Source organism: Vibrio vulnificus CMCP6, assembly GCF_000039765.1.
GTDB lineage: Bacteria > Pseudomonadota > Gammaproteobacteria > Enterobacterales > Vibrionaceae > Vibrio > Vibrio vulnificus_B.
Genome location: NC_004459.3, coordinates 824,866 through 849,444, shown reverse-complemented (window position 1 = coordinate 849,444; position 24,579 = coordinate 824,866). Strand labels below are relative to the sequence as shown.

Annotated in this window: 25 protein-coding genes; 18 read left to right on the top strand and 7 right to left on the bottom strand. The window is 47.9% G+C overall.

Annotated features, from left to right (window positions below):
• Window positions 1-149: 149 nt before the first annotated feature.
• From VV1_RS04060 to VV1_RS04025, 8 genes are all read left to right on the top strand, one after another.
• Complete coding sequence (locus tag VV1_RS04060; protein ID WP_011078910.1) at window positions 150-1,175, top strand: ABC transporter permease subunit; 1,026 nt, start codon at window positions 150-152, stop codon at window positions 1,173-1,175.
• Between the two features lies 1 nt (window position 1,176).
• A complete protein-coding gene (locus VV1_RS04055) occupies window positions 1,177-2,220 on the top strand; it encodes an ABC transporter permease (protein WP_011078909.1) in 1,044 nt (347 codons plus the stop codon).
• A 41-nt stretch (window positions 2,221-2,261) separates the two neighbouring features.
• Window positions 2,262-4,088: an extracellular solute-binding protein gene (locus VV1_RS04050; protein WP_043920921.1), complete on the top strand. Its 1,827-nt coding sequence runs from the start codon at window positions 2,262-2,264 to the stop codon at window positions 4,086-4,088.
• Between the two features lie 26 nt (window positions 4,089-4,114).
• On the top strand, window positions 4,115-4,984 hold the full coding sequence (locus VV1_RS04045) for an ABC transporter ATP-binding protein (RefSeq protein WP_011078907.1): 870 nt from the start codon (window positions 4,115-4,117) through the stop codon (window positions 4,982-4,984).
• A gap of 10 nt (window positions 4,985-4,994) precedes the next feature.
• Window positions 4,995-5,834, top strand: coding sequence for an ABC transporter ATP-binding protein (locus tag VV1_RS04040; RefSeq protein ID WP_011078906.1), 840 nt, complete (start codon window positions 4,995-4,997; stop codon window positions 5,832-5,834).
• A gap of 143 nt (window positions 5,835-5,977) precedes the next feature.
• Window positions 5,978-6,403 carry a phosphate-starvation-inducible protein PsiE gene (locus tag VV1_RS04035; RefSeq protein WP_039552275.1) on the top strand — a complete coding sequence of 142 codons (426 nt, stop codon included), beginning with the start codon at window positions 5,978-5,980 and terminating at the stop codon, window positions 6,401-6,403.
• Window positions 6,404-6,560: 157 nt separating this feature from the next.
• A complete protein-coding gene (locus VV1_RS04030) occupies window positions 6,561-6,941 on the top strand; it encodes a hypothetical protein (RefSeq protein ID WP_011078904.1) in 381 nt (126 codons plus the stop codon).
• 114 nt (window positions 6,942-7,055) lie between these two features.
• Complete coding sequence (locus VV1_RS04025) at window positions 7,056-8,027, top strand: DMT family transporter (protein ID WP_043920920.1); 972 nt, start codon at window positions 7,056-7,058, stop codon at window positions 8,025-8,027.
• A 67-nt stretch (window positions 8,028-8,094) separates the two neighbouring features.
• Here VV1_RS04025 and VV1_RS04020 read toward each other — a convergent pair whose 3' ends face one another.
• Window positions 8,095-8,961 (bottom strand): YicC/YloC family endoribonuclease, encoded by an 867-nt coding sequence (locus tag VV1_RS04020; protein WP_011078902.1) that lies wholly within the window; start codon window positions 8,959-8,961, stop codon window positions 8,095-8,097.
• A gap of 192 nt (window positions 8,962-9,153) precedes the next feature.
• Between VV1_RS04020 and rph the strand changes: the two genes are divergently transcribed.
• Together rph and pyrE are read left to right on the top strand one after the other, a co-directional pair.
• Window positions 9,154-9,870 carry a ribonuclease PH gene (gene rph, locus VV1_RS04015; RefSeq protein WP_011078901.1) on the top strand — a complete coding sequence of 239 codons (717 nt, stop codon included), beginning with the start codon at window positions 9,154-9,156 and terminating at the stop codon, window positions 9,868-9,870.
• A gap of 226 nt (window positions 9,871-10,096) precedes the next feature.
• Window positions 10,097-10,738 (top strand): orotate phosphoribosyltransferase, encoded by a 642-nt coding sequence (gene pyrE / locus VV1_RS04010; RefSeq protein ID WP_011078900.1) that lies wholly within the window; start codon window positions 10,097-10,099, stop codon window positions 10,736-10,738.
• Window positions 10,739-10,951: 213 nt separating this feature from the next.
• Here the strand turns inward: pyrE and VV1_RS04005 are convergent, their stop codons facing one another.
• From VV1_RS04005 to coaBC, 3 genes are all read right to left on the bottom strand, one after another.
• A complete protein-coding gene (locus VV1_RS04005) occupies window positions 10,952-11,890 on the bottom strand; it encodes a Kdo(2)-lipid IV(A) acyltransferase (RefSeq protein ID WP_011078899.1) in 939 nt (312 codons plus the stop codon).
• Window positions 11,891-11,893: 3 nt separating this feature from the next.
• Window positions 11,894-12,484, bottom strand: coding sequence for a nucleoid occlusion factor SlmA (slmA, locus tag VV1_RS04000; protein ID WP_011078898.1), 591 nt, complete (start codon window positions 12,482-12,484; stop codon window positions 11,894-11,896).
• Window positions 12,485-12,634: 150 nt separating this feature from the next.
• Window positions 12,635-13,840: a bifunctional phosphopantothenoylcysteine decarboxylase/phosphopantothenate--cysteine ligase CoaBC gene (gene coaBC, locus VV1_RS03995; protein WP_011078897.1), complete on the bottom strand. Its 1,206-nt coding sequence runs from the start codon at window positions 13,838-13,840 to the stop codon at window positions 12,635-12,637.
• Between the two features lie 281 nt (window positions 13,841-14,121).
• Between coaBC and VV1_RS03990 the strand changes: the two genes are divergently transcribed.
• The 7 genes from VV1_RS03990 (at window position 14,122) to VV1_RS03960 (ending at window position 21,052) form a co-directional block, all read left to right on the top strand.
• Complete coding sequence (locus tag VV1_RS03990) at window positions 14,122-15,789, top strand: methyl-accepting chemotaxis protein (protein WP_011078896.1); 1,668 nt, start codon at window positions 14,122-14,124, stop codon at window positions 15,787-15,789.
• 113 nt (window positions 15,790-15,902) lie between these two features.
• Window positions 15,903-16,577: a RadC family protein gene (radC, locus tag VV1_RS03985; protein WP_011078895.1), complete on the top strand. Its 675-nt coding sequence runs from the start codon at window positions 15,903-15,905 to the stop codon at window positions 16,575-16,577.
• Window positions 16,578-16,888: 311 nt separating this feature from the next.
• Entirely contained in the window at window positions 16,889-17,125 is a 237-nt protein-coding gene (rpmB, locus tag VV1_RS03980) for a 50S ribosomal protein L28 (protein WP_011078894.1), read from the top strand.
• A 15-nt stretch (window positions 17,126-17,140) separates the two neighbouring features.
• The gene (rpmG, locus tag VV1_RS03975) at window positions 17,141-17,311 is read left to right on the top strand and encodes a 50S ribosomal protein L33 (RefSeq protein ID WP_011078893.1); all 171 of its coding nucleotides are present in this window, start codon (window positions 17,141-17,143) and stop codon (window positions 17,309-17,311) included.
• Between the two features lie 281 nt (window positions 17,312-17,592).
• A complete protein-coding gene (locus tag VV1_RS03970) occupies window positions 17,593-18,090 on the top strand; it encodes a hypothetical protein (RefSeq protein WP_011078892.1) in 498 nt (165 codons plus the stop codon).
• Between the two features lie 29 nt (window positions 18,091-18,119).
• Entirely contained in the window at window positions 18,120-18,929 is an 810-nt protein-coding gene (mutM, locus tag VV1_RS03965; RefSeq protein WP_011078891.1) for a bifunctional DNA-formamidopyrimidine glycosylase/DNA-(apurinic or apyrimidinic site) lyase, read from the top strand.
• A gap of 146 nt (window positions 18,930-19,075) precedes the next feature.
• Entirely contained in the window at window positions 19,076-21,052 is a 1,977-nt protein-coding gene (locus tag VV1_RS03960) for an LTA synthase family protein (RefSeq protein WP_011078890.1), read from the top strand.
• 76 nt (window positions 21,053-21,128) lie between these two features.
• On the opposite strand, the gene coaD is transcribed toward VV1_RS03960, so the two are convergent.
• On the bottom strand, window positions 21,129-21,623 hold the full coding sequence (coaD, locus tag VV1_RS03955) for a pantetheine-phosphate adenylyltransferase (RefSeq protein ID WP_011078889.1): 495 nt from the start codon (window positions 21,621-21,623) through the stop codon (window positions 21,129-21,131).
• A gap of 86 nt (window positions 21,624-21,709) precedes the next feature.
• On the opposite strand from coaD, the gene VV1_RS03950 reads away from it, so the two are divergent.
• The gene (locus VV1_RS03950; RefSeq protein WP_011078888.1) at window positions 21,710-22,744 is read left to right on the top strand and encodes a glycosyltransferase family 9 protein; all 1,035 of its coding nucleotides are present in this window, start codon (window positions 21,710-21,712) and stop codon (window positions 22,742-22,744) included.
• On the opposite strand, the gene VV1_RS03945 is transcribed toward VV1_RS03950, so the two are convergent.
• Window positions 22,713-23,504, bottom strand: a complete 792-nt coding sequence (locus VV1_RS03945) for a glycosyltransferase family 2 protein (RefSeq protein ID WP_011078887.1) — start codon at window positions 23,502-23,504, stop codon at window positions 22,713-22,715. The two genes, VV1_RS03950 and VV1_RS03945, sit on opposite strands and share 32 nt — an antisense overlap.
• Window positions 23,489-24,550, bottom strand: coding sequence for a glycosyltransferase family 9 protein (locus VV1_RS03940; RefSeq protein WP_011078886.1), 1,062 nt, complete (start codon window positions 24,548-24,550; stop codon window positions 23,489-23,491). Before VV1_RS03940 ends, VV1_RS03945 begins: the two co-directional genes overlap by 16 nt.
• Between the last annotated feature and the right edge of the window lie 29 nt (window positions 24,551-24,579).

The window sequence follows — 24,579 nt, the reverse complement described above, 5'->3', positions numbered from 1 at the left end:
TTGAATTCCAGAGATTGAAGCTGTTCAGGATGAACATTTCGACCGACTTATTTCAATTAAGTTCCTAATTCTCTAGATAAGTTAGAATTTGATTATTTATTAATTTAACAAACTCTAATTTATAGGCAGTCGACATGGAGTAGTTGTATATGCTGTCATATTTTCTGCGCCGACTGGCGCTGGTCATTCCTACTTTCCTAGGAATTACTATTCTTATCTTTGCTATTACCCGTTTTGTTCCTGGTGGTCCAGTGGAACGCATGCTGTCTAAAATGCAGGCACAAGGCGACGGTGCTGCGGCCATGACCACTGCCGGGGGCAACTCGGCACTGTCTGAAGAGCAAATGGCGGAACTCAATGCCTTTTATGGTTTGGATAAACCTGTTGCACAGGCGTATTTGGATTGGCTAAGCAAGCTGGTTAGGTTAGATTTCGGCGAGTCCACTCGCTATTACGAACCGGTGGGAGACATGATCGCAGAGCGTCTTCCGGTTTCCCTCTTCTACGGTGGAATGACCTTTTTTATCAGTTACTTCATTTCTATTCCACTGGGCTATTACAAAGCGCTTCGGCATGGTTCGGTTTTTGATTCCGCCTCGTCGATTCTAATTTTTGTTGGCTATGCGCTGCCCGGTTATGTGGTGGGTGTTCTGCTGATCACACTCTTTTCCTACCATTTGGAATGGTTCCCGATGGGGGGCTTTGTCGGCGATGATTTTGATGATTTGGAGACGTTTTTTGAGCGTGCGAAAGACGTCATGTGGCACGCGGTATTGCCACTTATCTGTTATTTGATTGGTGACTTTGCCACGTTGACATTGACGATGAAAAATAACCTGATGGAGAACTTGTCATCGGATTATATTCGTACCGCAATCGCCAAAGGCTTGCCGTTTAAAACGGCAGTACGCAAACACGCTTTACGAAATAGTTTAATTCCTATCGCGAGCCATTTTGGTAATTCCTTACTCTTCTTTATGACTGGTGCGTTCTTAATTGAGGTTATTTTCAATATCGATGGCATAGGCTTATTAGGCTATGAGTCGATCATTGAGCGTGATTATCCTGTTGTAATGGGTATTGTGGCAATTAATGCGGTGCTTCTCCTGCTAGGAAATATCATTTCCGATGTTTGTGTTGCGCTGGTCGATCCTCGTGTGAAGTTTGGAGCTTAATATGATCAAAGTGAGTCCGTTAACTCAAAAGAAAATAAGAAGCTTCAAGGCGATCAAGCGTGGCTATTGGTCTTTCATTCTTCTTTCTGCAATGTTGGTGTTATCGCTGTTCGCTGAATTGCTGATCAACAGCAAAGCCTTGATGGTGAAATACGATGGCCACTATTACTTTCCCGTCATCAGTGATGTGAGAAGTGGCAGTGAGTTTGGGCAAGAGTCTGCGGGTGAAGCCAACTATCGCCAGTTGCAAAAACAGTTTGCAGCGGAAGAGTCCGGCAACTTCGTGATCATGCCGATTGTGCCATGGAACCCCTACGAACAGGACTTTTCGGGCGATTTTCCGCCGACAGCGCCCAGTGCAGAATCAAAACACTATCTCGGTACCGATGTGATTGGTCGCGATATTCTCGCGCGACTGGTGTACGGTTTTCGGACCGCGATGGGGTTCGCACTGCTGACGATGGCCATCTCTTATACAATTGGTACTGCGGTGGGCTGTGCGATGGGCTATTGGGGCGGCAAATTTGACCTGTTTGTCCAGCGACTGATTGAGATCTGGTCGATGGTGCCGTTTTTGTACGTCATCATGATTTTGGTCTCGATTGTGCAACCGACTTTCGCGCTCTTTGTTGGCATCAACGTTCTATTTGGTTGGATGGGCATGACGTGGTACATGCGTACCATGACCTATAAAGAGTCAGCGCGCGAATATGTACTGGCGGCCAAAGCGCTTGGTGCTTCAACTTCGCGGATTCTCTTCCAGCATATCTTGCCAAATACCATGGTGATGATCGTGACGCTAGCGCCGTTTACCATCGCTGGCAATATTACGGCATTAACGGCGTTGGATTACTTAGGACTAGGATTGATGCCGCCAACGCCAAGTTGGGGTGAACTGCTACAGCAAGGGAAATCAAACTTGGATTCGCCTTGGATTGTGGCCTCAGTGGTGAGCTCTATCGTTGCTGTGTTGGTGATGGTGACCTTTATTGGTGAAGCCATTCGTGCAGCCTTTGATCCGAAAAAATTCACCCGTTACGTTTAGATGGTCAATACTGTTGGAACGGATAATATAGGGACATAATGATGAAAAAAACGTTACTAACCACAGCGTTATCGCTGATGAGTGCTGGTGTTTACGCCACCACTTTACCTGCGGATGTGAACTGGCAGACCAACTGGGATGAGCCGTTGTTTGCTTCTTCAGATGCCAAATTTGGCGGGACATTCCGTACTTTCATTCAAAGCTTTCCACAAACTTTACGCAGTGTTGGGCCTGATTCTAACTCAGGGTTGCGTTCGTTTTTCCTCGATGAGACACCTGCGCTGGTAGACCAACATCCAGACACGTTGGAGTGGATCCCGGCCTTAGCCAATGAATGGGCCTTCGCTAGGGATAACCGCACGGTTTATTTCAAATTAAACCCCAATGCCAAATGGTCGGACGGCAAACCCGTGACTGCCGATGACTTCGTTTTTATGCTCAAGTTTTACCGCTCAAAAGATTTGGTAGCACCTTGGTATAACGAGTACTACACCAATGTGATTGACGATGTGCAGAAAATTGATCAGCACACCTTCGCGGCGGTGAGCAAAGTTGAGAAAAACCAAGAAGATCTTCTCTATACCTTAGGCGCGCTTCGTCCGCGACCTGCGCACTTTTATGCCAAGCCAGCGAAAGATGAAAATGGCGACGGCATCGACGATAACTTCGTGCGCAAATACAACTTCAAAGCTGAGCCAACCACCAACGCTTATTACCTTGATGACATTAAGAAGGGCAAAAGCGTCACCTTCAAACACGTTGGTCAAGATTGGTGGGGGTATAGCAACAAGTATTATCAACACCGTTACAATGTGGAGAAAATCCGTATCACGGTGATCCGCGATAACGACATCGCGATGAAGCATTTCGAAAAAGGCGATTTGGATACTTTTGGCCTAATCCTACCCGATTTGTGGCACGACAAATCCAACACAGAACCGTACCAAAAAGGCTACATCGAGAAGTTCTGGGGTTACAACCAAACCCCGCAAGGCGCGGGTGGACTGTGGATGAACGTTGCCACGCCTCTGCTGGATGATCTCAATGTGCGTAAAGGGATCATGCATGCTACAGATTACGATGGCATGATCGATAAGATCACCCGTGGTGACTACTCACGTAAGCCTCACGCGCTCGGTTCTGGCCATGGTAAATACGACTTGCCTAACCCAGTGCCGCCTAAGTTTGATCCGGAATTAGCCATTCGTTACTTTGAAGCGGCGGGCTTTAACCAAATTGGTGCCGATGGGGTGCGGGTCAACGATAAAGGGCAGCGTCTCAGTTTCGCCATCACCTATGGTTATGCTCACCACACGCCACGTATCGCGTATTTGAAAGAGCAAGCGAAGAAAGCAGGATTGGAGTTTGAACTAAAACTGGTGGATGGTTCCTCTGCGTTTAAATTCATCCTCGAGAAAAAGCATGAACTGGCGTTCTTAGATATGGGTACTTCCGATGTGCCAGCTTATTGGGAGTACTTCCATTCGGCCAATGCGAATCGCCCACAAACCAATAACCACACCAATTTCAGCACGCCTGAACTGGACAAGTTAATCATGGCGTACAAAAACGAATTTGATTTGGAGAAGAAGTACAGCTATTCCCATCAAATTCAGCAAATTATTAGCGATGCGAACCTGATTGTTCCAGGCTACATGGTACCGTATACCCGTGTGGGTTACTGGCGCTGGTTGAAGTACCCACAAAAGGCGATGACCAAAAAATCGGAAGTCTTATTTACCAGTGGTGGTGCGATTGGTTTAGGGACATTCTGGATCGATAAAGACGCGAAGAAAGAAACTGAAAAAGCCATTAAAGCAGGGAAGGCGTTTGCTCCTGTGACGGTCATTGATGACACCTATAAATGATAAGTTGGCCAAAAGAGGGAAGCACGATGCAGGATGATGTGATTCTGAGTGTCAGAGATCTTGAGGTCTCTTTCACCACCGATGATGGCCCAGTCAAGGTATTGCACGGCGTCAACTTTGACGTTCGCGCAGGACGCACTTTGGGACTGGTTGGTGAGTCTGGCAGTGGCAAAAGTGTCACTTCCATGTCGATCATGGGGTTGTTGCCCAAGCCTTATGGTCAGATTGTGAATGGACAAATTCTCTATCGCGGCACCGATTTGGTGACGCTGCCTGCTGAGCAGATGTACGCGATGCGTGGTGATCGAATCTCCATCATTTTTCAAGATCCAATGACGGCGCTTAATCCAGTTCACACCGTTGGTCGCCAGATTAACGAAGTCTTAGAGTTGCACCGCCCGGATTTGGATAAACGCGCTCGCAACGAGTACGCGCTTGAGATGCTGAAAAAAGTGAAAATTCCACTGCCAGAGAAGCGCCTCAATGAGTACCCGCACAACCTATCTGGTGGGATGCGTCAGCGAGTGATGATTGCGATGGCACTGGCGTGCAAGCCGGATATCTTGATCTGTGACGAGCCAACCACCGCGTTGGACGTGACCGTTCAGGCATCCATTTTGGAACTGATGAACGAGTTACAACAAGAAACGGGTATGGCGATGATTTTCATTACGCACGATCTGGGTGTGGTGGCGGAAGTGTGCGATGACGTCGCGGTCATGTACGGTGGTCGGATTGTTGAGTACGCAGAGATTTTTGAACTGTTTGATCATCCTAAGCACCCTTACACTGAGCGGTTGATGGGCTTAATGCCAAGCTTGGACAGTGAGCCTAAGCAGCTCATCGACATTAAGCCGATGGATAGCAGCATGTTTGAAGTCAGTCAGAGGAGCTAAGGAATTCAGGATGAGTAAAGAAGTATTAAGGATTGAAAATCTCAAGCAACATTTTGTCTCTGGCAAAGGCTTGTTTCGTAAAGGCTATACTGTCAAAGCGGTGGATGGCGTCAGTTTATCGGTCAACCAAGGGGAAACCTTAGGTTTGGTTGGCGAGTCGGGTTGTGGCAAAAGCACCTTAGGGCGCACGCTGCTTAAACTGTATGAACCAACGGAAGGGCGAATTTTCTTTGAAGGGCGCGATATCACCAAGCTTTCTCCCAAAGAGATGCGCCCACTGCGCAAAGAGATGCAAATTGTTTTTCAAGACCCAATGGAATCACTCAATCAGCGTCACACCATTGGCATGATTTTGGAAGAACCTTACATCATCCACAAAATAGGCACTCCGGAGGAGCGTAAAACGTGGGTGAAAGAGTTATTGGTGAAAGTGGGCTTGCCTGTTGAGGCTGTCAATCGCTATCCACACGAATTTTCTGGTGGTCAACGTCAGCGTATTGGTATTGCACGCGCGATTGCGTTAAAGCCTAAATTGCTCATTTGTGATGAGTCGGTCTCTGCGTTGGATGTGTCCGTGCAAGCACAGATCCTCAATTTATTGCTGCAGCTTCAGCAAGAGATGAATTTGGCGATCATTTTTATTTCGCACGATCTGTCGGTGGTGAAACACGTCTCCGACAAAGTGGCAGTGATGTACTTTGGTAAAGTGGTGGAAGAGGGCAGCGCCAAAGAGGTGTACGCCAATCCACAAAACGATTACACCAAAAAACTCTTGTCTGCGATTCCAATTACCCATCCCAAATATCGCAAACACAAACGCAAAGCCGAGCAGCAACAAGATGTGGCGTAACGACGCTTACATCCGATCCAACTCAGCCAAACCCACGGCTTTTGTCGTGTTTGGCTGAGCCGAAAGAGACGCTCTCTTCTGCTTAGCCAATACCGCATGTTACACTGCCAGCTTAATTCATTGTTTTGCTTGGAATGTTACAAGTGCCGTCACATCTACCTAAATCATTCAGTCGCCCATTCTTAAAAATCTTTCATATCTTGGAAGCGGTCTTGCTGGTTGCCATTACGCTGGCCACGCTTTATGCCATGGTGCAAGAATTCATTCATGTGTTTGTGGAAAAACGGGTGCTACTCACCGACATCCTTTTGATGTTTATTTATCTCGAAGTGCTGGCGATGGTGCAGCAGTTTGTGATGAACGGTAAGATTCCAGTCCGCTATCCGATTTATATAGCGATGATGGCGATTGCACGTTACATCACGTTAGGGATGAAAGAACTCGATGCGACCCTTGTGGTTTGGCTCTCTGTTGCTGCGTTTGTTTTGGCGGCTGCCACGTTGCTGATACGTGTGGGTCACCACTACTGGCCGTATGTGGATAATCACACAGCAGAAAAAGACGAATGATTATTGCCCCGCCATCGTGCGGGTTTATTTCACTCCGAATGGATGGTGGGAGTGACTAGGTTAAAAAAGTGTAAAGTCATCTCAAGGCCGCTTGTCTCTTACTCCTTGGATGAGTATCGTCACAGTGACCCGTTTCACCGCTGAATGAGAGAGTGTGATGCTGCGTAAAGGCACCGCGAACCTGTTGCTTCTGTTGAGTCTCTTGATGGCATTGTTGCTATCAAGCGGGTTTGCACGTGCGCAGACGGAGCCACCATCAAACCTTCATCATAAGATGAGCAACGACATCACGAATGTGAGCTACTGTGATTGGTCGTTGGAAGCGGTAGAAAAGGACGAGCCAGGCTGTTGTGAGCCCGGTGGTCGCTGCTATCAAAACCAATGTTGTACCCATTATGGACATTCGATGGGGGCTGCGGTGATTGAAAGCCAGCAATATACTGACGAAGCGCCATATCGTAATGAATGGATTGCAAGCCCGATTGTCATTTACACCAGCGCAGAGATGCGTACCCACTATCGTCCCCCAATAGCGTAATTCCTATCTCGCAGTGGTTTACTGCCCAAAACCTTATTGCACGCTATGCCGTGTGAATTAGTCATGCGTGTGAATAGATTACTATTTGCACCACCTAGTGATAGGAATTCAAAAATGAAAACTCATCGATTTACTTTTGCTGAGTCTCTACCTGCGTTGTTGTTTCTCTCGGTATGTTTAATTTGGGGAACCACATGGTTTGCCATGGAGATTGCCGTGCAAACTATTCCGCCTATTTTCGCTACTGGGCTACGATTTTTGATTGCCGCCCCTCTGCTGCTCATACTCGGGCAACGTCTTAGACAGCCACTCTTTTTTCCAAAAGGAAAAATGCATTGGATGTTCATCGTCGCGATTTTTTATTTTGCGATCCCGTTTACCTTGATGATTTTTGGTGAACAGTATATTTCGTCAGGTTTGGCTTCGATTATTTTTGCCACCATGCCTATCGCGGTGATGATCACGTCGAGATGGTTTCTCGGATTGACGTTGCGTCGTTTGCAAACGGCTGGGCTGTTGATCGCCGTACTCAGTTTGGTCCTGATTTTGGCGAAAGAGATGAGTCTGGGCGGAGACGACTATCTACTTGGTTTTCTTGCGCTTGGTGGCGCAGTTGCCATTCATGCCGTGATGTATGTGTGCGTGCAGAAGTATTGCCAAGACATTCCAGTGTTGACGTACAACGCGCTGCCGAGTTTGATGGCATCCATGCTGTTGTTGACGGCATCTTGGATAATTGAAAAGCCGGCGTTTTCAGTCTTCTCTCAAGTGTCGATGTTATCTGTCATTTACTTGGGGGTCTTTGCCAGCGTGGGTGGCATTGTGGCCTATTTCAAACTGGGCCAGGTTTCAACGCCCTTTACCGCTTCGATTTGTTTCTTGTTTTTCCCGTTGATCGCACTGAGTCTTTCTACTTGGATGTCAGGCAACAGTATTTCCTCGACCTCGGTGGTTTTGTTGTTGCCACTACTCGGTGGGATTTTTGTGACCAAAGCAGAACCTCAGTTTTGGGCTCGTTTTGGCCGCAAGCGCATTAAGTCAAAGCCAGTGCTGTGCGAGCGATGTATGAAGGAGCTGAACGTTTAGACGAGAACGTTACCCAAAACAAAGCCCCGAATCTCGGGGCTTTATCAAATCGTTATTGAGTCAGAAGTTACTCGATATTTTGGATCTGCTCACGCATTTGTTCAATCAGCACTTTAAGCTCAACACCTGAAGCGGTGATGTCAGTGGCGATCGATTTTGAAGCGAGTGTGTTGGATTCACGGTTGAACTCTTGCATCATGAAATCCAAACGACGGCCAACGGCGCCGCCTTTTTTCAAAATGTTGGTGGTTTCTTTAACGTGAGAATCGAGGCGATCCAGCTCTTCTGCCACATCCGATTTCTGCGCCAAAATGATCAGCTCTTGCTCTACGCGAGAAGCATCCAGTTCCACCTTGGCTTCTTCGAATTTCGAGAACAGACGCTCACGCTGCCACTCAATGATTTCTGGCATGCGGGCGCGTACTTTCACCACTTCCGCGGTGATGGCTGTTAGGCGCTGCTCAATCAAGGCTTTCATGTTGTCGCCTTCACGGCCGCGCGCTTCGATAAACTCGTTAAGTGCTTGGTCAAAAGCGGCCAACAATTGCTGATTAATGGCGTCCATATCTTGCTCTGGCGTTTCCATCACACCAGGCCACTGCATCACTTGGAATGGGTTGATGCGGCTATCTTCACCAGTGAGCTGCATGATTTGCTTTGCGGCACCAATTACTTGGCTCGCTAAGGTCTCATTGATCGTCAGTTCGCTGCGCGCCGCTGGGTTGGCTTCAAATCTTAGGCTGCACTCGACTTTGCCGCGAGCAAGGCGCTGGCGGAAACGCTCACGCAGCACGGGTTCTAGACCACGGAACTGCTCTGGCATACGGAAGTAAGTTTCTAGGTAGCGTTGGTTAACACTGCGGATTTCCCATACCGCGCTGCCCCAATCGGCTTTGATCTCTTTGCGCGCGTATGCGGTCATGCTGTAAATCATCGAATTTTCCTGTTTTATCATCTTTGAAAATAACGCTTGGCAATAGTAGCACAGAATGGCGTTGCGGCTAGGCGTGAAGCATTGTTGCTAAAACTGTGAGCTAAAAACCGTGAGCCTTTCCCTAGTGCCTTGCGGTGGTTTCCGCTATACTTCACCCCCAATCAAATCGATCCCCAGAAAAGGTATTCATCCATGCGTCCAAATGATCGCGCGGCAGACCAAGTGCGCCCAATTAAAATTACTCGTAACTACACGGCTTATGCGGAAGGTTCCGTGCTGGTTGAGTTTGGTAATACCAAGGTGCTGTGTAATGCGACCGTGGAAGAATCGGTGCCTCGTTGGCTAAAAGGCCAAGGTAAAGGCTGGGTGACGGCGGAATATGGCATGCTGCCACGCGCAACTCATTCACGTACTCGTCGTGAAGCGGCCAATGGCAAGCAAGGCGGTCGTACCATGGAAATTCAACGTTTGATCGCACGTAGCCTGCGCGCAGTCGTGGATTTGGAAGCGATGGGCGAGTTTATGATCACCGTTGACTGTGATGTGATCCAAGCCGATGGCGGTACGCGCACCGCGTCAATCAGTGGCGCTAGCGTGGCGATGGCGGATGCATTCCAACACCTTGTTGACAGTGGCAAGCTAAAAGCAAACCCAATGAAAGGCCATGTGGCCGCGGTTTCAGTCGGCATTTTGGGTGAAGATGTACTGTGCGATTTGGAATACGTGGAAGATTCGGCGGCTGATACCGACATGAACGTGGTGATGACGGAAGAAGGCAAGATGATCGAAATCCAAGGCACTGCAGAAGGCGAACCATTTAGCCATGAACAATTGCTGGCTCTGCTAGAGTCGGCCAAAAAGGGCATTAGCGAGATCGTCGCCGCGCAGAAGGCGGCGTTAGCCAATTGATTTAGATAGCTCCCATTTGGGGGCTATTTTTTTGTTTTCTGTATAGAGAACTGAGCCGCGTTGTTCGCTTTAACTTTTCACGCCATCACATAGCGCACTCTGCTCAGGCGCTGAAAAGTCTCGCTGCCTCGCGTAAAGACATCTATTTTGAAAACACTTTTATAGTTTTAGTTATCTTTCTAGGGACTAGAAGCTAGGAACTAGAAACTTATAGACGGAGAAAGTAATGAAAGCATACCAGCGTGAATTTATTGAGTTTGCACTAGAGAAACAAGTCCTTAAGTTTGGCGAGTTTACGTTGAAATCTGGCCGTAAAAGCCCATATTTCTTTAACGCTGGTCTTTTCAATACAGGTCGTGACTTGGCACGCCTAGGTCGTTTTTATGCGGCGGCGTTAGCGGATTCTGGCATTGAGTTCGACGTACTCTTTGGCCCTGCATACAAAGGTATCCCAATCGCGACTACGACAGCGGTTGCACTTGCCGATCACCACGATATCGACACGCCTTACTGCTTCAACCGTAAAGAAGCCAAAGATCACGGCGAAGGCGGTAACTTGGTTGGCTCTGCGCTAGAAGGGCGCATTATGCTGGTGGACGACGTGATCACTGCGGGCACAGCGATTCGCGAATCTATGGAAATCATCCAAGCCAATGGTGCCGATCTGGCTGGCGTATTGGTGGCGATTGACCGCCAAGAAAAAGGTAAGGGTGAGCTGTCGGCGATTCAGGAAGTTGAACGTGATTTCGCTTGTGCAGTGATTTCTATCGTTAGCTTGTCGGATTTGATCACTTTCTTGGAAGAGAAAGGCGATGCAGCCGAGCATCTTGATGCGGTGAAAGCGTATCGCGCCCAATACGGGATCTAAGTAAAGGCAGGGGCTAGATTCTAGGAAAAGCAGCTCCTAGAATCTAGTTATCTAGTTATCTAGTTATCTAGTTATCTAGTTATCTAGTTATCTAGTTATCTAGTTATCTAGTTATCTAGTTATCTAGTTATCTAGTTATCTAGTTATCTAGTTATCTAGCTATCTAGTTATCTAGTTATATAGGCTTCTAGTCCCTAGCAACCTAGAACCTAACTATTTATAACGAATGCCGCGTGGTTGGCTTGGGTCAGCCATGCTCTTAAAGCGTTTGTGCAGCCACATCCATTGATCTAATCCACGCAAAATCACTTTCTCAATCGCTTGGTTCATCACCGTTGCCGCACCAACCGCGTCTTTACGTGGGAATTGGTCGCTGATATCCGGGTCGATTTCTAGCGTATACGTTTCGCCTTTGCGGAAACTAGACGCGGTGATCACCGCACACTTACTCGCATCCACTAATACGCCTGTTCCTGCTGTTGTACACGCATCGGGTACTGCAAAGAAGGGGACAAATACCGCATGGTTGTTGCCATAGTCATGGTCAGGCAAGTACCACAAGCGGCCACCACCGCGTAGAATTTTCAACATGCCTTTGACATCTTTACGATCCACCATTTGGTTGCCACAACGGGTGCGACCCCAAGTTTGAATAAAGTCGTAAGCGGGGTTGTCATGTGGGCGATACACGCCATAACCGGGCGCAAACAATGAAAAGGCACGTGCAGTGATCTCAAGGTTAAGTGAGTGCGTACACACCACTAACACCCCTTTCTTATTGGCATCCAGTTCCATCAGTTCTCGGGTGTCACCAAAAACAACATGACGTTTGATGCGCCAATCTGGCCAAAACCAGGCGATGCCCGTTTCAAACAATGCTAAGCCGGTGTTTTTGAAGTTTTCAACCACAATGGCCTCGCGCTCTTGCTCGCCCATTTCTGGAAAGGCCAGCTCCAAGTTACGATGAGCGACATGCACACGGCTTTTGGCGAAGCGCATGGAAAATTGCCCAAGACCGCGACCTAGCCAAAGTTGCAATTTGTACGGCAGGATGGTGACAAGGATGGCAAGTAAGCCAAAGCCTAGCCAAACAGGCCAGTATTTAGGGTGAAGCAGCGAAATTGAAAACGCAGGTTTTGTTGCAGTTGCCATAAATTACTTAATCTGTGCACTGAGCAATGCCCAGTATTCCTCAAAATTTTCAGTTGGTTGGTATTTAAAATCGGAACGAACGAAGCGATTCAAACTGCCTTCCACTTGGCCTAGTAACTGAGCGGCGAGGATTTTCTCTTCGACAGGGAAGGATTTCCCCTCACGCAATTTGCGCTCACGTAGAATCTGACGCAGCTGAGTTTCGATGCGTTCAAACAGTTGGTTAATGCGATCGCGCAGTCGTTCATTTTCAAACATCAGCGCATGGCCGGACATAATACGCGTTAACCCTGGGTTGCGCTCCGCAAAGGCGAGCAGCAGTTGCAGTACCAAACGAATACGTTCTAGCGTGTCTTTCTCTTCATCTAAGATACGGTTGATACGCGACATCAAGGCTTCTTCAATAAACTCAATCAAACCTTCAAACATACGCGCTTTGCTTGGAAAATGGCGATAAAGTGCCGCTTCTGATACGCCCACCTGTTGTGCCAACTTCGCGGTGGTTATACGCGATGCCCCTTCCGCAGACTCCAACATATGAGCAAGAGCTTGGAGGATCTCTTCACGGCGGTTTGATTTTTTACTGCCTGCCATTGATTAACTTCCTTTTGAATAGACGTTTTTTCGTCTGCGATTATATCAGCATGCCCAGTTCAAGACATCAGGTATCGATCAGGTTTTGTGAGATCGTTTAGCAAAAAGCTGTACGAATAACCTGATCAATAACGGAGGGCGATATGTCGATTAGTGACCCATCAGGGTTTGGATCTGTTTCAAGATCTCCATACTTAATACCGCTTTGCTGTTGAGTGGCAGGGCTTTCTCTCCCTGTGACCAGTAAAGCGTAATCGCATTGTCGCTGCTGTTGAAGCCTTGCCCTTCCACGGACACGTCGTTCGCGCAGAGCAGATCGAGCTTTTTCTTTTCCAGTTTACGGCGAGCGTACACTTCAACGTCGTTGGTTTCTGCCGCAAAGCCGACTGTAAAAGGACGATTCTCCGTCATGGCGGAGACAGACGCGACGATATCGGGATTCTTCACCATAGTGATGGTCATTTCATCACTGTCGTCAGTTTTCTTCAGTTTTTGCTCAGCAATTGTAGCTGGGCGGTAATCTGCCACGGCCGCGCAACTGATGAAGATATCGTGATCAGATGCCTGAGCCATCACGGCGTCATACATTTCTTGGGCACTGTCGACGTTGATGCGGTTGACATTGACGGGGGTTGGCAGAGAAACCGGGCCGCTGACAAGTGTCACATTCGCACCCAATTGCATTGCGGCTTGCGCCAGCGCATAACCCATTTTGCCTGAGCTGTGGTTGGTAATGTAGCGCACAGGGTCAATGGCTTCGCGAGTTGGACCCGCAGTGATCAAAATCGATTTGTCTTGCAGCGGTTTTGGCTGGAAGAATTGTTCGCACAACGCAACCAACTGCATCGGCTCTAACATACGGCCTGGGCCCACATCGCCACACGCTTGTTCGCCAGCCGCTGGGCCCCAGATTTCCATACCGCGTCGGCTCAGAGTCGCAATGTTCTCTTGGGTCGCGACGTTGCGATACATCTGTTGATTCATCGCTGGAGAGACCGCAACAGGGGCGTCAGTGGCCAACACTAAGGTGGTCAGTAGGTCGTTGCCCATGCCAGCGGCCATGCGAGCAATCAGATCCGCAGTGGCAGGAGCAAGCAAAATTAAATCGGCCCACTTCGCCAGCTCGATGTGGCCCATTGAGGCTTCGGCGGCGGGATCAAGCAAGCTATCCGAGACTGGTCGGCCAGAGACTGCCTGCATCGTGAGCGGGGTAATAAATTCTTTCGCGGCTTTGGTCATCACCACTTGCACCTCTGCGCCTCTTTCTTTAAGACGTCGGGTGAGGTCTGCACATTTGTAGGCCGCAATACCACCACTGATACCCAGTAGAATCTTCTTTCCTGCCAATGTTTGCATTTGATTACTCTCCAAAATAACTGTTGCCGATCCTAACACAAATTATCTGCTCAGGTGATTGAAAGATAGGCGATTGATAGTGCAAGGTTGGGATCGGATTGTTCGCCTGAATAATAGAGAAACGACCAGGGCGGTTTTACTTCTCTAATTGAAGACAAACTCGACAAAGAGATCAGAGAAACAGCACGTTGCTCACAGACATTGACTAAATAGACACCAGATAATGTTTGCGATACCTCTTAAAAATTAAAACAATCATATGGATAGCGACGGAACTTGTTATGAAGAGTCGGAACAAATTATTGCTGCTAACGTTAATCCCATTAGTGCTGCTGACAGCGATGGTGACAGCGGTTTTCTATTTTAACAGTGTAAAAAGCTTAGACGTTGAACTCAGCGAATATCGAAATGAGCTGATTGAAACGCGCAAAAGCGAGTTAAAAGCCTATTTGATGATGGGCGTCACCGCCATTAAACCGCTGTATGACGCGGATGTGAATGGCAACAATCAACAACAAGCCAAACAGATTTTGAAAGCAATGCGCTTTGAAAGTGATGGTTACTTTTTTGCTTATGATTCCAAAGGCGTCAACACGCTGCACGCGATCAAGCCGGAGTTGGAAGGTAAAAACCTTTACGGCATGAAAGATGACAATGGTGTCGCGGTGATAGCGGGGTTGATTGACGCTTCACAAAAAGGCGATGGCTTTCTTTATTTCTCTTGGCACAAGCCGACCATCAATGCGCAAGCGCCTAAATTGGGTTATGCGGAATATCTACCAAAATGGGATTGGGTACTCGGCACAGGGATCTACATTGACGATATCGACACGCAAGTGGCAGAGCATCGTGTACAAAGTATTGCCAGTTTGAATGAGCATACCTTATCGGCGATTGGATTCACGTTGGTGGGGTTATTGATTGCGTGTGGTGTGATCAGCGTGATTGTTTCTCGGGCGATTTTGCCGCTGCAACATATCGCGGCCTCATTGCAAGATGTAGCGGCAGGCGGTGGCGATTTAACCGCTCGTTTGAGTGTCGAAAGCCAAGATGAAGTGGGGGAAGTGGCCAAAGCCTTCAACCAGTTTATGGACAAATTGCATCCTTTGATGGTCGATATTCGCAGCTCGGCGCAAACAGTGCAAAGCGCTGCCTCTGGGCTGGATCAACAAACCTCGTTAGCCAGTAACCAAATGCAAACGCACTGTTTGGAGACGGATAAAGTAGTCACCGCCGTGACGGAAATGAGCGCCACGGCGAGAGAAGTCGCCAACAATACCCATGCCACGGCGCAGGCCATTGATTCTGCCAATGCGCAGATCTCAGAAGCGCAAGTCGAAGTGAATCACGCGATAGAAGGGATTGGTAAATTGGTCGACGAAGTGAACATCACCTCAGACGCCATTTCTCAGCTTAGCCAACAGACCGATCAAATCACCAAAGTGTTGCAAGTGATAGGCGAAATTGCCGAGCAAACGAACTTACTGGCATTGAATGCCGCCATTGAAGCGGCGCGTGCGGGAGAGCAAGGCCGCGGATTTGCCGTGGTTGCCGATGAAGTTCGTTCATTAGCGAGTCGCACACAAAACAGCACGCTGGAAATTGGCGATATGCTTAAGCAGTTGCAAAATGGTGTGGCCAGAGCGGTCACCACTATGTCTGCCAGCCAAGAGCGTGGCGAACAAACGGCGCTTGAGTCAGTGCAAATCAAAGAATCACTTGCTGGTATCCAGTCGGCGGTGGAAATGATCCGTGATATGGGCATTCAAACGGCATCCGCCGCTGAACAACAGAGCGCGGTCGCTGAGGACATCAATCAAAACCTGGTCACCATTCAGCAAATCGTTAATGAGATTAATCACAACTTACAAGAGTCGGAAACCATTAGCACACGCTTGAGTGTATCTGGCCAAGAAATGCATGATTTGGTCGGTCACTTTAAGCTCTGATAAAATGCTCAGTTACATTATTGTCTTCTATTAATAACGAACCAGCATCGTCATACTAGACTTTGCTGGTTTTCTCGTTGCAATAGGCGCATCTAAGATGACTGAGAGAGACGATGAGCCTAAAAAACCTGCCTAGTGAATCCATGCCAAGAGAAAAGTTGCTTCAGCGAGGGCCTCAATCTTTGTCTGATGCCGAGTTGCTTGCGATCTTTTTGCGAACAGGCACACAAGGAATGAACGTAATTGAACTTGCCGATTTTTTATTGCGAGACTTTGGCTCGCTGAGAAAACTGTTTTCCGCCGATGAACAGAGCTTTTGCCGTCACAAAGGATTGGGGCAGGCAAAATACGTTCAATTACAAGCTGTTTTGGAAATGACGCAACGTTATTTGGCCGAAACATTGCAACGTGGTGATGCGCTCACCAGTCCACAGCACACTAAGCTTTATCTCTCTTCCATGCTGCGCGATCGCCATCGAGAAGCGTTTTATGTGTTGTTCCTCGATAATCAAAATCGTGTCATTAAAGATGAGGTGATGTTTGAAGGCACCATCGATGCCGCCTCGGTCTATCCTCGGGAAGTTGTTAAAAGAGCCTTACACTATAATGCGGCAGCTTTAATATTGGCGCACAACCATCCCTCAGGCGTAGCAGAGCCAAGCCAAGCAGATCGGCGAATTACTCGACGTTTGAGTGACGCATTGGGCTTAGTGGATATACGGGTATTGGACCACTTTGTGGTGGGCGATGGGGAAGTGGTTTCCTTTGCAGAAAGAGGCTGGATTTGAGTTAATAAAATCATCGCTCTTGACAGGCAAACTTTTTGTTGTTCATAAGTGAGTTTCTGCTACAATCCTCGCCACTCAAAATTTTTAACTTACATTCAGCTTGGACTACTTGAAAACGTGCTGTCTAAAAAAAGATCACGAAAACCTGTAAAAAGGATCTGTTCGGGTCTTGAGCAATGCATGGCAAGTTAGTATAATGCGCGACCTTTGATAGCCTTGTATGGATTTTCCATAATGGTATTTGACCTCTAATTGATGAGGTTCGGCCACCAAGGTTGATATCGAGCTGAAACGATTTGGAGAAGACATTCATGTCCCGAGTATGCCAAGTAACTGGTAAGCGTCCTGCAGTTGGTAACAACCGCTCACACGCACGAAATGCTACTAAGCGTCGTTTTCTGCCGAACCTACAAACTCATCGTTTCTGGGTAGAGAGCGAAAAACGTTTTGTTAAACTACGCCTGACTGCAAAAGGCATGCGCATCATCGATAAGAAAGGCATCGATGTTGTTCTAGCTGATATGCGTGCACGCGGCGAAAACGTTTAATAAGAGGAATTAGCAATGGCTAAGAAAGGCATTCGTGAGAAAATTCGTCTAGTATCTACTGCAAATACTGGTCACTTCTACACAACTGACAAAAACAAGCGCAACATGCCAGGCAAGTTCGAGATCAAAAAATTTGATCCAGTAGTACGCCAGCACGTTGTGTACAAAGAAGCGAAAATCAAGTAATTGATTGAGTCTCTTTGAAGATTGTAGAAAACCCAGCTTTCGAGCTGGGTTTTTTATTTGCTGTTTTTTAAGATCCTCCTAGAACCTAGAACCTAGAACCTAGAACCTAGAACCTAGAACCTAGAACCTAGAACCTAGAACCTAGAACCTAGAACCTAGAACCTAGAACCTAGAACCTAGAACCTAGAACCTAGAACCTAGAACCTAGAACCTAGAAAACTAGTACCTCGCTTTTCTCTTGGTTGGTATACTTTGCTCAGTTATCAGTCAGGATTGAGAATATGCGGGTTTCACCAAAGCGTCGCCGGAGATGGAATAATATCCTCATCGCTGGCATCACCTTCTTTATTGTGATCATCAATGCCCCGACGTTGATCAAAACCTATTTGCTTGACGATCAGAGCACGACTCAGATTGAAAGTATCAACGGCTATCCTTCTCTATTGAACCCCGAGACTCAGTTACTCTCCATCCAGCTTTCCGATAATAGCTTAGAGTGGCAAAAGGGAATGTGGGTTACCGCGCGTGAGCTCTCCATTTCTCCGCAAGAGTGGGCGCAGAGATGGCAATCGTTACTCGGGACGCAATTGGATGAGGCGACAATGCAAAAATTGGCGCCACAATTGATTGAACCAGAAACCATCGAAGTGTGGTACCAAGATCAGGAAGAGCCACAAAGAATCACGTTTTACCGTCTTACGGATTTTTGGGTCTTTAAGAATTGGCAAGACCAATGGATTGCCATTTCAGTTTCAACCGATTATTTGTTTCCCTACTAGACATTGAGCATTTTGACCTTGGAGCCACCATGCCTGAATTACCAGAAGTGGAAGTGAGCCGAATGGGCATTACGCCGCATTTGCTCAATCAAACCATTCAATCACTGATTTTCCGTACCCCAAAACTGCGCTGGGTCATTCCAAGTGAGCTAAAAAAGCTGCAAGGGCAAGTGATTCGTCATATTGGCCGCCGAGCCAAATATCTGATCATCGAAACCGATGTCGGCAGTGCGATTGTGCATTTAGGCATGTCCGGTTCATTGCGTGTGCTGGACGCTGACTTCCCAGCAGGCAAACATGATCACGTCGATCTCAAACTCTCTAATGGCAAAGTGCTGCGTTACAACGATCCACGTCGCTTTGGTGCTTGGCTTTATGCAGCGCCAGGGGAAGACCATGATGTGTTGGGTAATATTGGTCCAGAGCCGCTAACGAATGCCTTTGATGGGCAATACATGTTTGAAAAAGCGCAAGGAAAACGCGTTGCGGTGAAGCAGTTTATTATGGACAACAAAATCGTAGTGGGTGTGGGGAACATCTATGCCAGCGAATCTTTGTTTCGCTCACGCATCCTGCCGACCAGAGCGACGATGTCACTCAGTGCCGAGGAATGGCAACGCTTGGTGAGCCACATCAAGCAAACCTTGCAAACGGCGATTGAGCAAGGTGGCACGACATTGAAAGACTTTTCCCAAGCCGATGGTAAGCCGGGGTATTTTGCCCAAGAATTGCAAGTGTATGGAAAAGCGGGAGAACCATGCCCAGAATGCGGCGAAGCGATTCAAGAGCAGAAGATAGGGCAACGCAATACCTTCTACTGTTCTTACTGTCAGTGCTAATGAACCTGAAACGGGTTGAAGGCTGAGATAGAAATGCCGATCGTCCGTGTGTTTGATCACTGCTTTGACACCCAGAGTTGAGGTGCAATTTGCTCTCTATGCTATGATGTGCGCCCTTTAGTGCTCACCCGTTAGGTTTTTAGTCAATGGATTTCCAGCAAAATGCGCGCCGAGCGATGCGCATCATTTTCTCTTTAATCGTTGCGGCGTTACTACTGCTTACGGTCTCTCGCGGCCTTTTTTTATTGTTGGCCGCAGATTTCTCTGATCTTACTGGACTAGGCAATGATCTATTCCGAGCCTTTTGGGTGGGGGCGCGTTTTGATGCCAAAATCATTGCGATTGCTTTTGCGCCATTATTTTTAGCCGGGCTGATATTGGCGGCCTTTGCTCGAGGTTTTTCGCTCTGGCAACGCGCCGTTCCCAATTATGCGTTTGTGATTTTCTTTTTACTCACGGCCTTTTCCATCGGCAACTATTACTACTACGTCACTTATGGCAACTATATTGACGTGTTTGCGTTTGGTTTATTCGATGATGATACCGAAGCGGTATTAGAAAATGCTTGGGAAGATTACCCGATCTTGCGCTCCTTCTTCGTTTCGCTTGCCGTGGCATGGTTGAGCCGAGTTGGCGCGCAGTGGCTGGTTGAGCGTTTACAAAAACGCCGTTTCATGCCTCGTCATTGGAGTTATACGACGGCAGTCATTGTGGTGATGATTCTGCTTTATGTGGTGATCGCAAGAGGATCCATCGGTACCTTGCCACTTAAGCGTTATCACGCCAATGTGTCAGATAACAAGCTACTGAATATCATCACCCCTAATGCCTTTATGGCGCTCGATTGGGCAAAAAGTGACTATAAGAAGCAATCGAAATTTGAGCCTATTTCTGCTCAAGCGGTGGAAGCGCAAATGATGAAAGTGCTTGGACAGCCTACACCTTACTTCGCCACGCCAGAGAATGCCTATCTCGCGGAAAATCCCCCGCATGTGGTGATGGCACTGATGGAGGGGATGGGCACCAACGTGTTAATTGAAGACGATGCTCAAAGTAACGACTTGTTAGGAGCATTACGTGAAGGATTTGAGCAAGATTTTGTTTTCAAACGTTTTATGGCTGGCACTTCGGCAACCATTGATAGCATCGTAATGATGCTAATGCACAGCGATGTTCCGACGATCAGCCACTCCAGTGCACAGAAAAAACCGTTGGCATCCTCAGCGGTGTTACCGTACAAGCAGGCAGGTTATCGTGTGGTGTTTATCTACGGTGGCAATGGGATGTGGCGTAACTTGTCCAATTATTTGCCGGTACAAGGTTTTGATCAGGTTTACGATGAAAACAGCATTAAAAACGCCTTTCCTGATGCCGCTAAACATGCCGATACTTGGGGCGTGCCCGATGCGTTTACCTTCAAGTTTGCGCGTAAAGTGCTTGATGAAGCCACGCAACCGACGCTGATTTACATCATGACGGTGACCAACCACTCGCCATTTCGCGCCCCGAGCGATTATCAGGCTAAGCCTGTTAAAGCAAGTGAGCGATTAAAAACCTTGCTGGGTCCAATGGAGGAAGAGGCGGATGATTTGTTGCAAGCCTACCAATACGCGAACGATTCTCTAGGTCAATTTGTCCATGGTGTGAAGCAATCCCCATTGGCTGAGAAAACCGTCATTGCGGCCTCTGGCGATCATCGCGTGCGTTACTTAGCCATCGATGAAGAGGCAGAGTTTGGCTTGACCTTTGGGGTGCCTTTCTATCTCTATGTGCCTGAAAGCATCCTACAGCATGTGGAACATCAGTATGATCCAAGTCGTATCGGTTCTCATCGCGATATTTTTCCTACGCTCTACCATTTGAGTTTATCTGCGCAGCAGTATGTCTCTCTTGGCGGGGAAAATATGCTCTCAACTCAGGGTGTGAGCAATGTCGGTTTTAATGCGTCTCGAGTGATCACAGAGCAGGGTGCATATAGCACGTCGAAGCCAGAGCGGCTTTACCCATGGGGCGATGGGTTGTATTCGCAAGAAACAACCATTGCTAACCCTCAGCCCGAATGGGCAGCGGATTACCGTAAATTGATGAATGACTATTTGCGTTTGCAGGTCACGCAACCATAGCATTGTCAGCCCACGCAGCAATAAAAAAGAGAAACCCGCTTTCAGGTGCTTCATCGGGCGGGTTTTGTTTTATTTCTCACACTTTTTTCTTTTGATGCAGTGCTTCTGCCACCACGGTGGGAACGAATTGCGTTACATCGCCGCCATGAATGGCCACTTCACGTACGATGGTGGAAGAGATAAAGGCATGTTCTTCCGAAGGGGTCAGAAAGACGCTTTCAAGCCCTGGCAGCAATCGACGATACATATTGGTTAAGCCAAATTCGTATTCAAAGTCGACGGTGGTGCGTAGGCCGCGAATTAAGACATTTGCATCAACCGCGCGTGCAAAATCGACCATCAAACCGCTAAAGCCTTGTGCGGTGACATTGTCGAGATGACGGGTGACTTGTCTGGCGAAATCAACACGTTCTTCGAGGGTAAACATGGTGTTCTTACTTGGACTGGCCGCAACAGCGATGATTACCTCATCAAACATTTTTGCCGCACGCTCGATTAAATCGAGATGGCCATTAGTAATCGGATCAAAAGTGCCTGGGTAGACAACTCTGGAAAGGGCTTTTTTCGACACGTTGGAATACTCTTCAGCTCAAAATGTCTACATGCTATCAATATGCATGTATCATGACGACATAAAAATCAAACGGCAGCAGAACAATGAAAAAAATACTGGTTATCCGGAATGATAAAATTGGCGACTTTATGCTTGCGTGGCCAAGTTTCGCCATGCTCAAGCAATCGATGCCAGAAGCGCACATTACCGCTTTAGTACCAAGTTATACGCAAGAGTTGGCGCGACTTTGCCCATGGATTGACGATGTATTATTGGACCCAACTGAAAAGGCAGGCAAAGAAGCCACGAAGCAGTTGGTTCAGGAGATCAAGTCACGTCAGTTTGATGCCTCAATCAACTTGTTTTCGACAACGTATAATGCGTTACTCGTGTGGAAAGCGGGCATTAAGTATCGCTTGGCACCTGCAACAAAAATCGCACAGATTTTTTATAACCGCAGAATTAAGCAGAAACGCTCACAATCCGCCAAACCGGAATATCAGTACAATCTTGATCTCATTCGCACCTTCTTGAATGAGCAAAAAGTCACGGCAGTTGAGCCTCAAGCGCCTTTTCTTTCGTTTGACGAAACCGAATTGAGTGTGCAAAAACTCAAGCTCAGCGAACAGCTCAGCATTGAAGCGCATAAGGCTTGGGTGATGGTGCATGCCGGCACGGGTGGCTCAGCCAATAACCTGACATTGTCACAATATGCCGAGTTGCTAAAAGGGATCGAGCAAGATTTTCAACTGATTGTCACGGCGGGGCCGGGGGAAACGGAAAAAGCACAACAGCTATTGAAAGAATACGCTCAGTTAGGTGGCCAAGGGGTGGTGTATGACAAGAATGAAGGCCTTGTCGACTTTACGCGCTCCATTGCCTGCGCTGATCTATTTATTGCTGGCTCAACAGGACCGTTGCATATTGCGGCGACCTTGGATGTTCCAACTGTCGGATTTTTTCCAAGTAAGCGTTCTTCAACGCCATTGCGCTGGAGACCACTCAACTCAGAAGGACGCCATCTGGCGTTTTGCCCACCAAAAGGTGGCGGTGAAGCAATGGAAGCGGATATGAGCCGCATCGACATTGATGCGGCGCTGGTGCAGCTTAATCCTTGGGTTTCTCCGTACTTGTCCTGATCCACAAGTCCGCGTACTTCACCAGTGTGGAGTGCGCGGAAAGTAGCGACAACAGAAAGCCCTGCTTACCATCTAAAAAGCCCGCTTTGACAATGTACATTTTGACAAAGCAAGCAATGGCATGCAGTACGCCTTGAGAGATGCTGCTCTTTTTACCTCGTTTCTCACGTTGCTCTGCCCATGCTTTGGCATAACCGGCAGACTTCACCAAATAATGGTGCAAGTCGTTGTAAGTGTAGTGGATGGCATCCCCTTGTAACTCTTTCACTTTCATTGCTTTGGTGATTTCCACCTTCTCATGCACCAACGCATCGTCGTATTGAGTCAACTTGGTAGGATAGAGACGCACCACACGATCAGGATACCAGCCACAGTGACGGATATAACGACCAAATACCCAGCTTAGGCGACACATGCTGTAAAGGGTATTCGCTTCATTGGATTCTACCGCTTGTTGAATGCTCAACTTCAGCTCAGGTGTGACACGCTCATCGGCATCGAGCCAAAGCACATAATCGGATTCAACATACTGCTGAGCAAGACGGCGTTGTGGGCCAAAGCCCGGCCACTCTTTGTTAATAAAGAATTTGTCGGTGTAGCGTCTGGCAACGGCTTCGGTTTCATCGCTGCTGCCTGAATCCAAAATAACGATCTCATCGACCCAACCTTCAACCGTTTTTAAGCAGGCATCCAAGTTAGCGGCTTCATTTTTAACAATCAGAGCCACGGCGAGCGTTGGCTTGTTTATTGATTCAGACATGCTGATTCCTTTTTCGTGATGTGGTCAAAGCTGTGAATCACATCGCTGACCGAGATTGCTTGCATAATATGATCGCCTTTAACGCGAGTGCTCCAAGGCAGAGTTTCAGCCGCTTTGCCGTGTTGTTCGACAATAAATTGCTCATAGACGCTCACTACCTCGTTGAGGTTATTGTATGGTCCGGTGCGCTTGGGGTTACTGTGTCCATAAAGGCCAATGACGGGGGTGCCTTGGGTCGTGGCAATGTGCGCGGGACCAGAGTCGGGCGCCAATACCACGGCAGCTTTGTTTAATAGTGCGGTGAGTTGTTTGAGGTTGGTTTTACCCACTAAATTCAGCGCAGGGTGCTGCATGTGGCGTAGAATATCCGCAGCCAAGGCTTTTTCGCGTTCAGCGGGAGAACCACAAATCACCACTTGATAGCCTTGTTCATAAGCATAATCACCTAATGCCGCGTAGCGGTCTGCCAACCAGTTACGCTCATCCTTACTGGCTGCCGGCGAAATGACAAGGGTGGGTTGGTCACCGAGGGTCTCTTGGGCAAAGTGATGATCAGCATCGCTGATGGGCAATTGCCATTGAGGAGGCGTTCGGGGCACACCCAAATATTCGATAAACGAGTAGAAACTGTCTAAGACGTGCGCAGATTCTGTATCGGAGATCTTGCGATTGGTGAACAGCCATTGCCCTTCTTTTGCGCGTTTAAAGTTAAAGCCAACCTTATACGTGGCTTTGATGCCAAGAGTGACTATGCTTGCTCTTAGGGCAAGTTGCATATGAACAAGCGCATCAAAACGATGCCCTTTCAACTGGCGCCAAACGGCTTTCATGCCATCGAGCCCCTGCTTTTTATCAAAAACGATCAGCTCAACGCCTTCTAAACCTTGTAGCAGTTGCGCTTCGACTTTGCCAATCACCCAGGTCACTTTGGTGGAAGGCCAGTGGCGTTGCAACGCCTGAACGGCAGCGACCGCATGGCAAACATCACCAATGGCGGACAAACGTAGGAAACAGACGGAGTTTGGGGCTTGTTCAAAAAGCGGCATAAGTTCTGCTCAAAAAAATATCTGGCTAA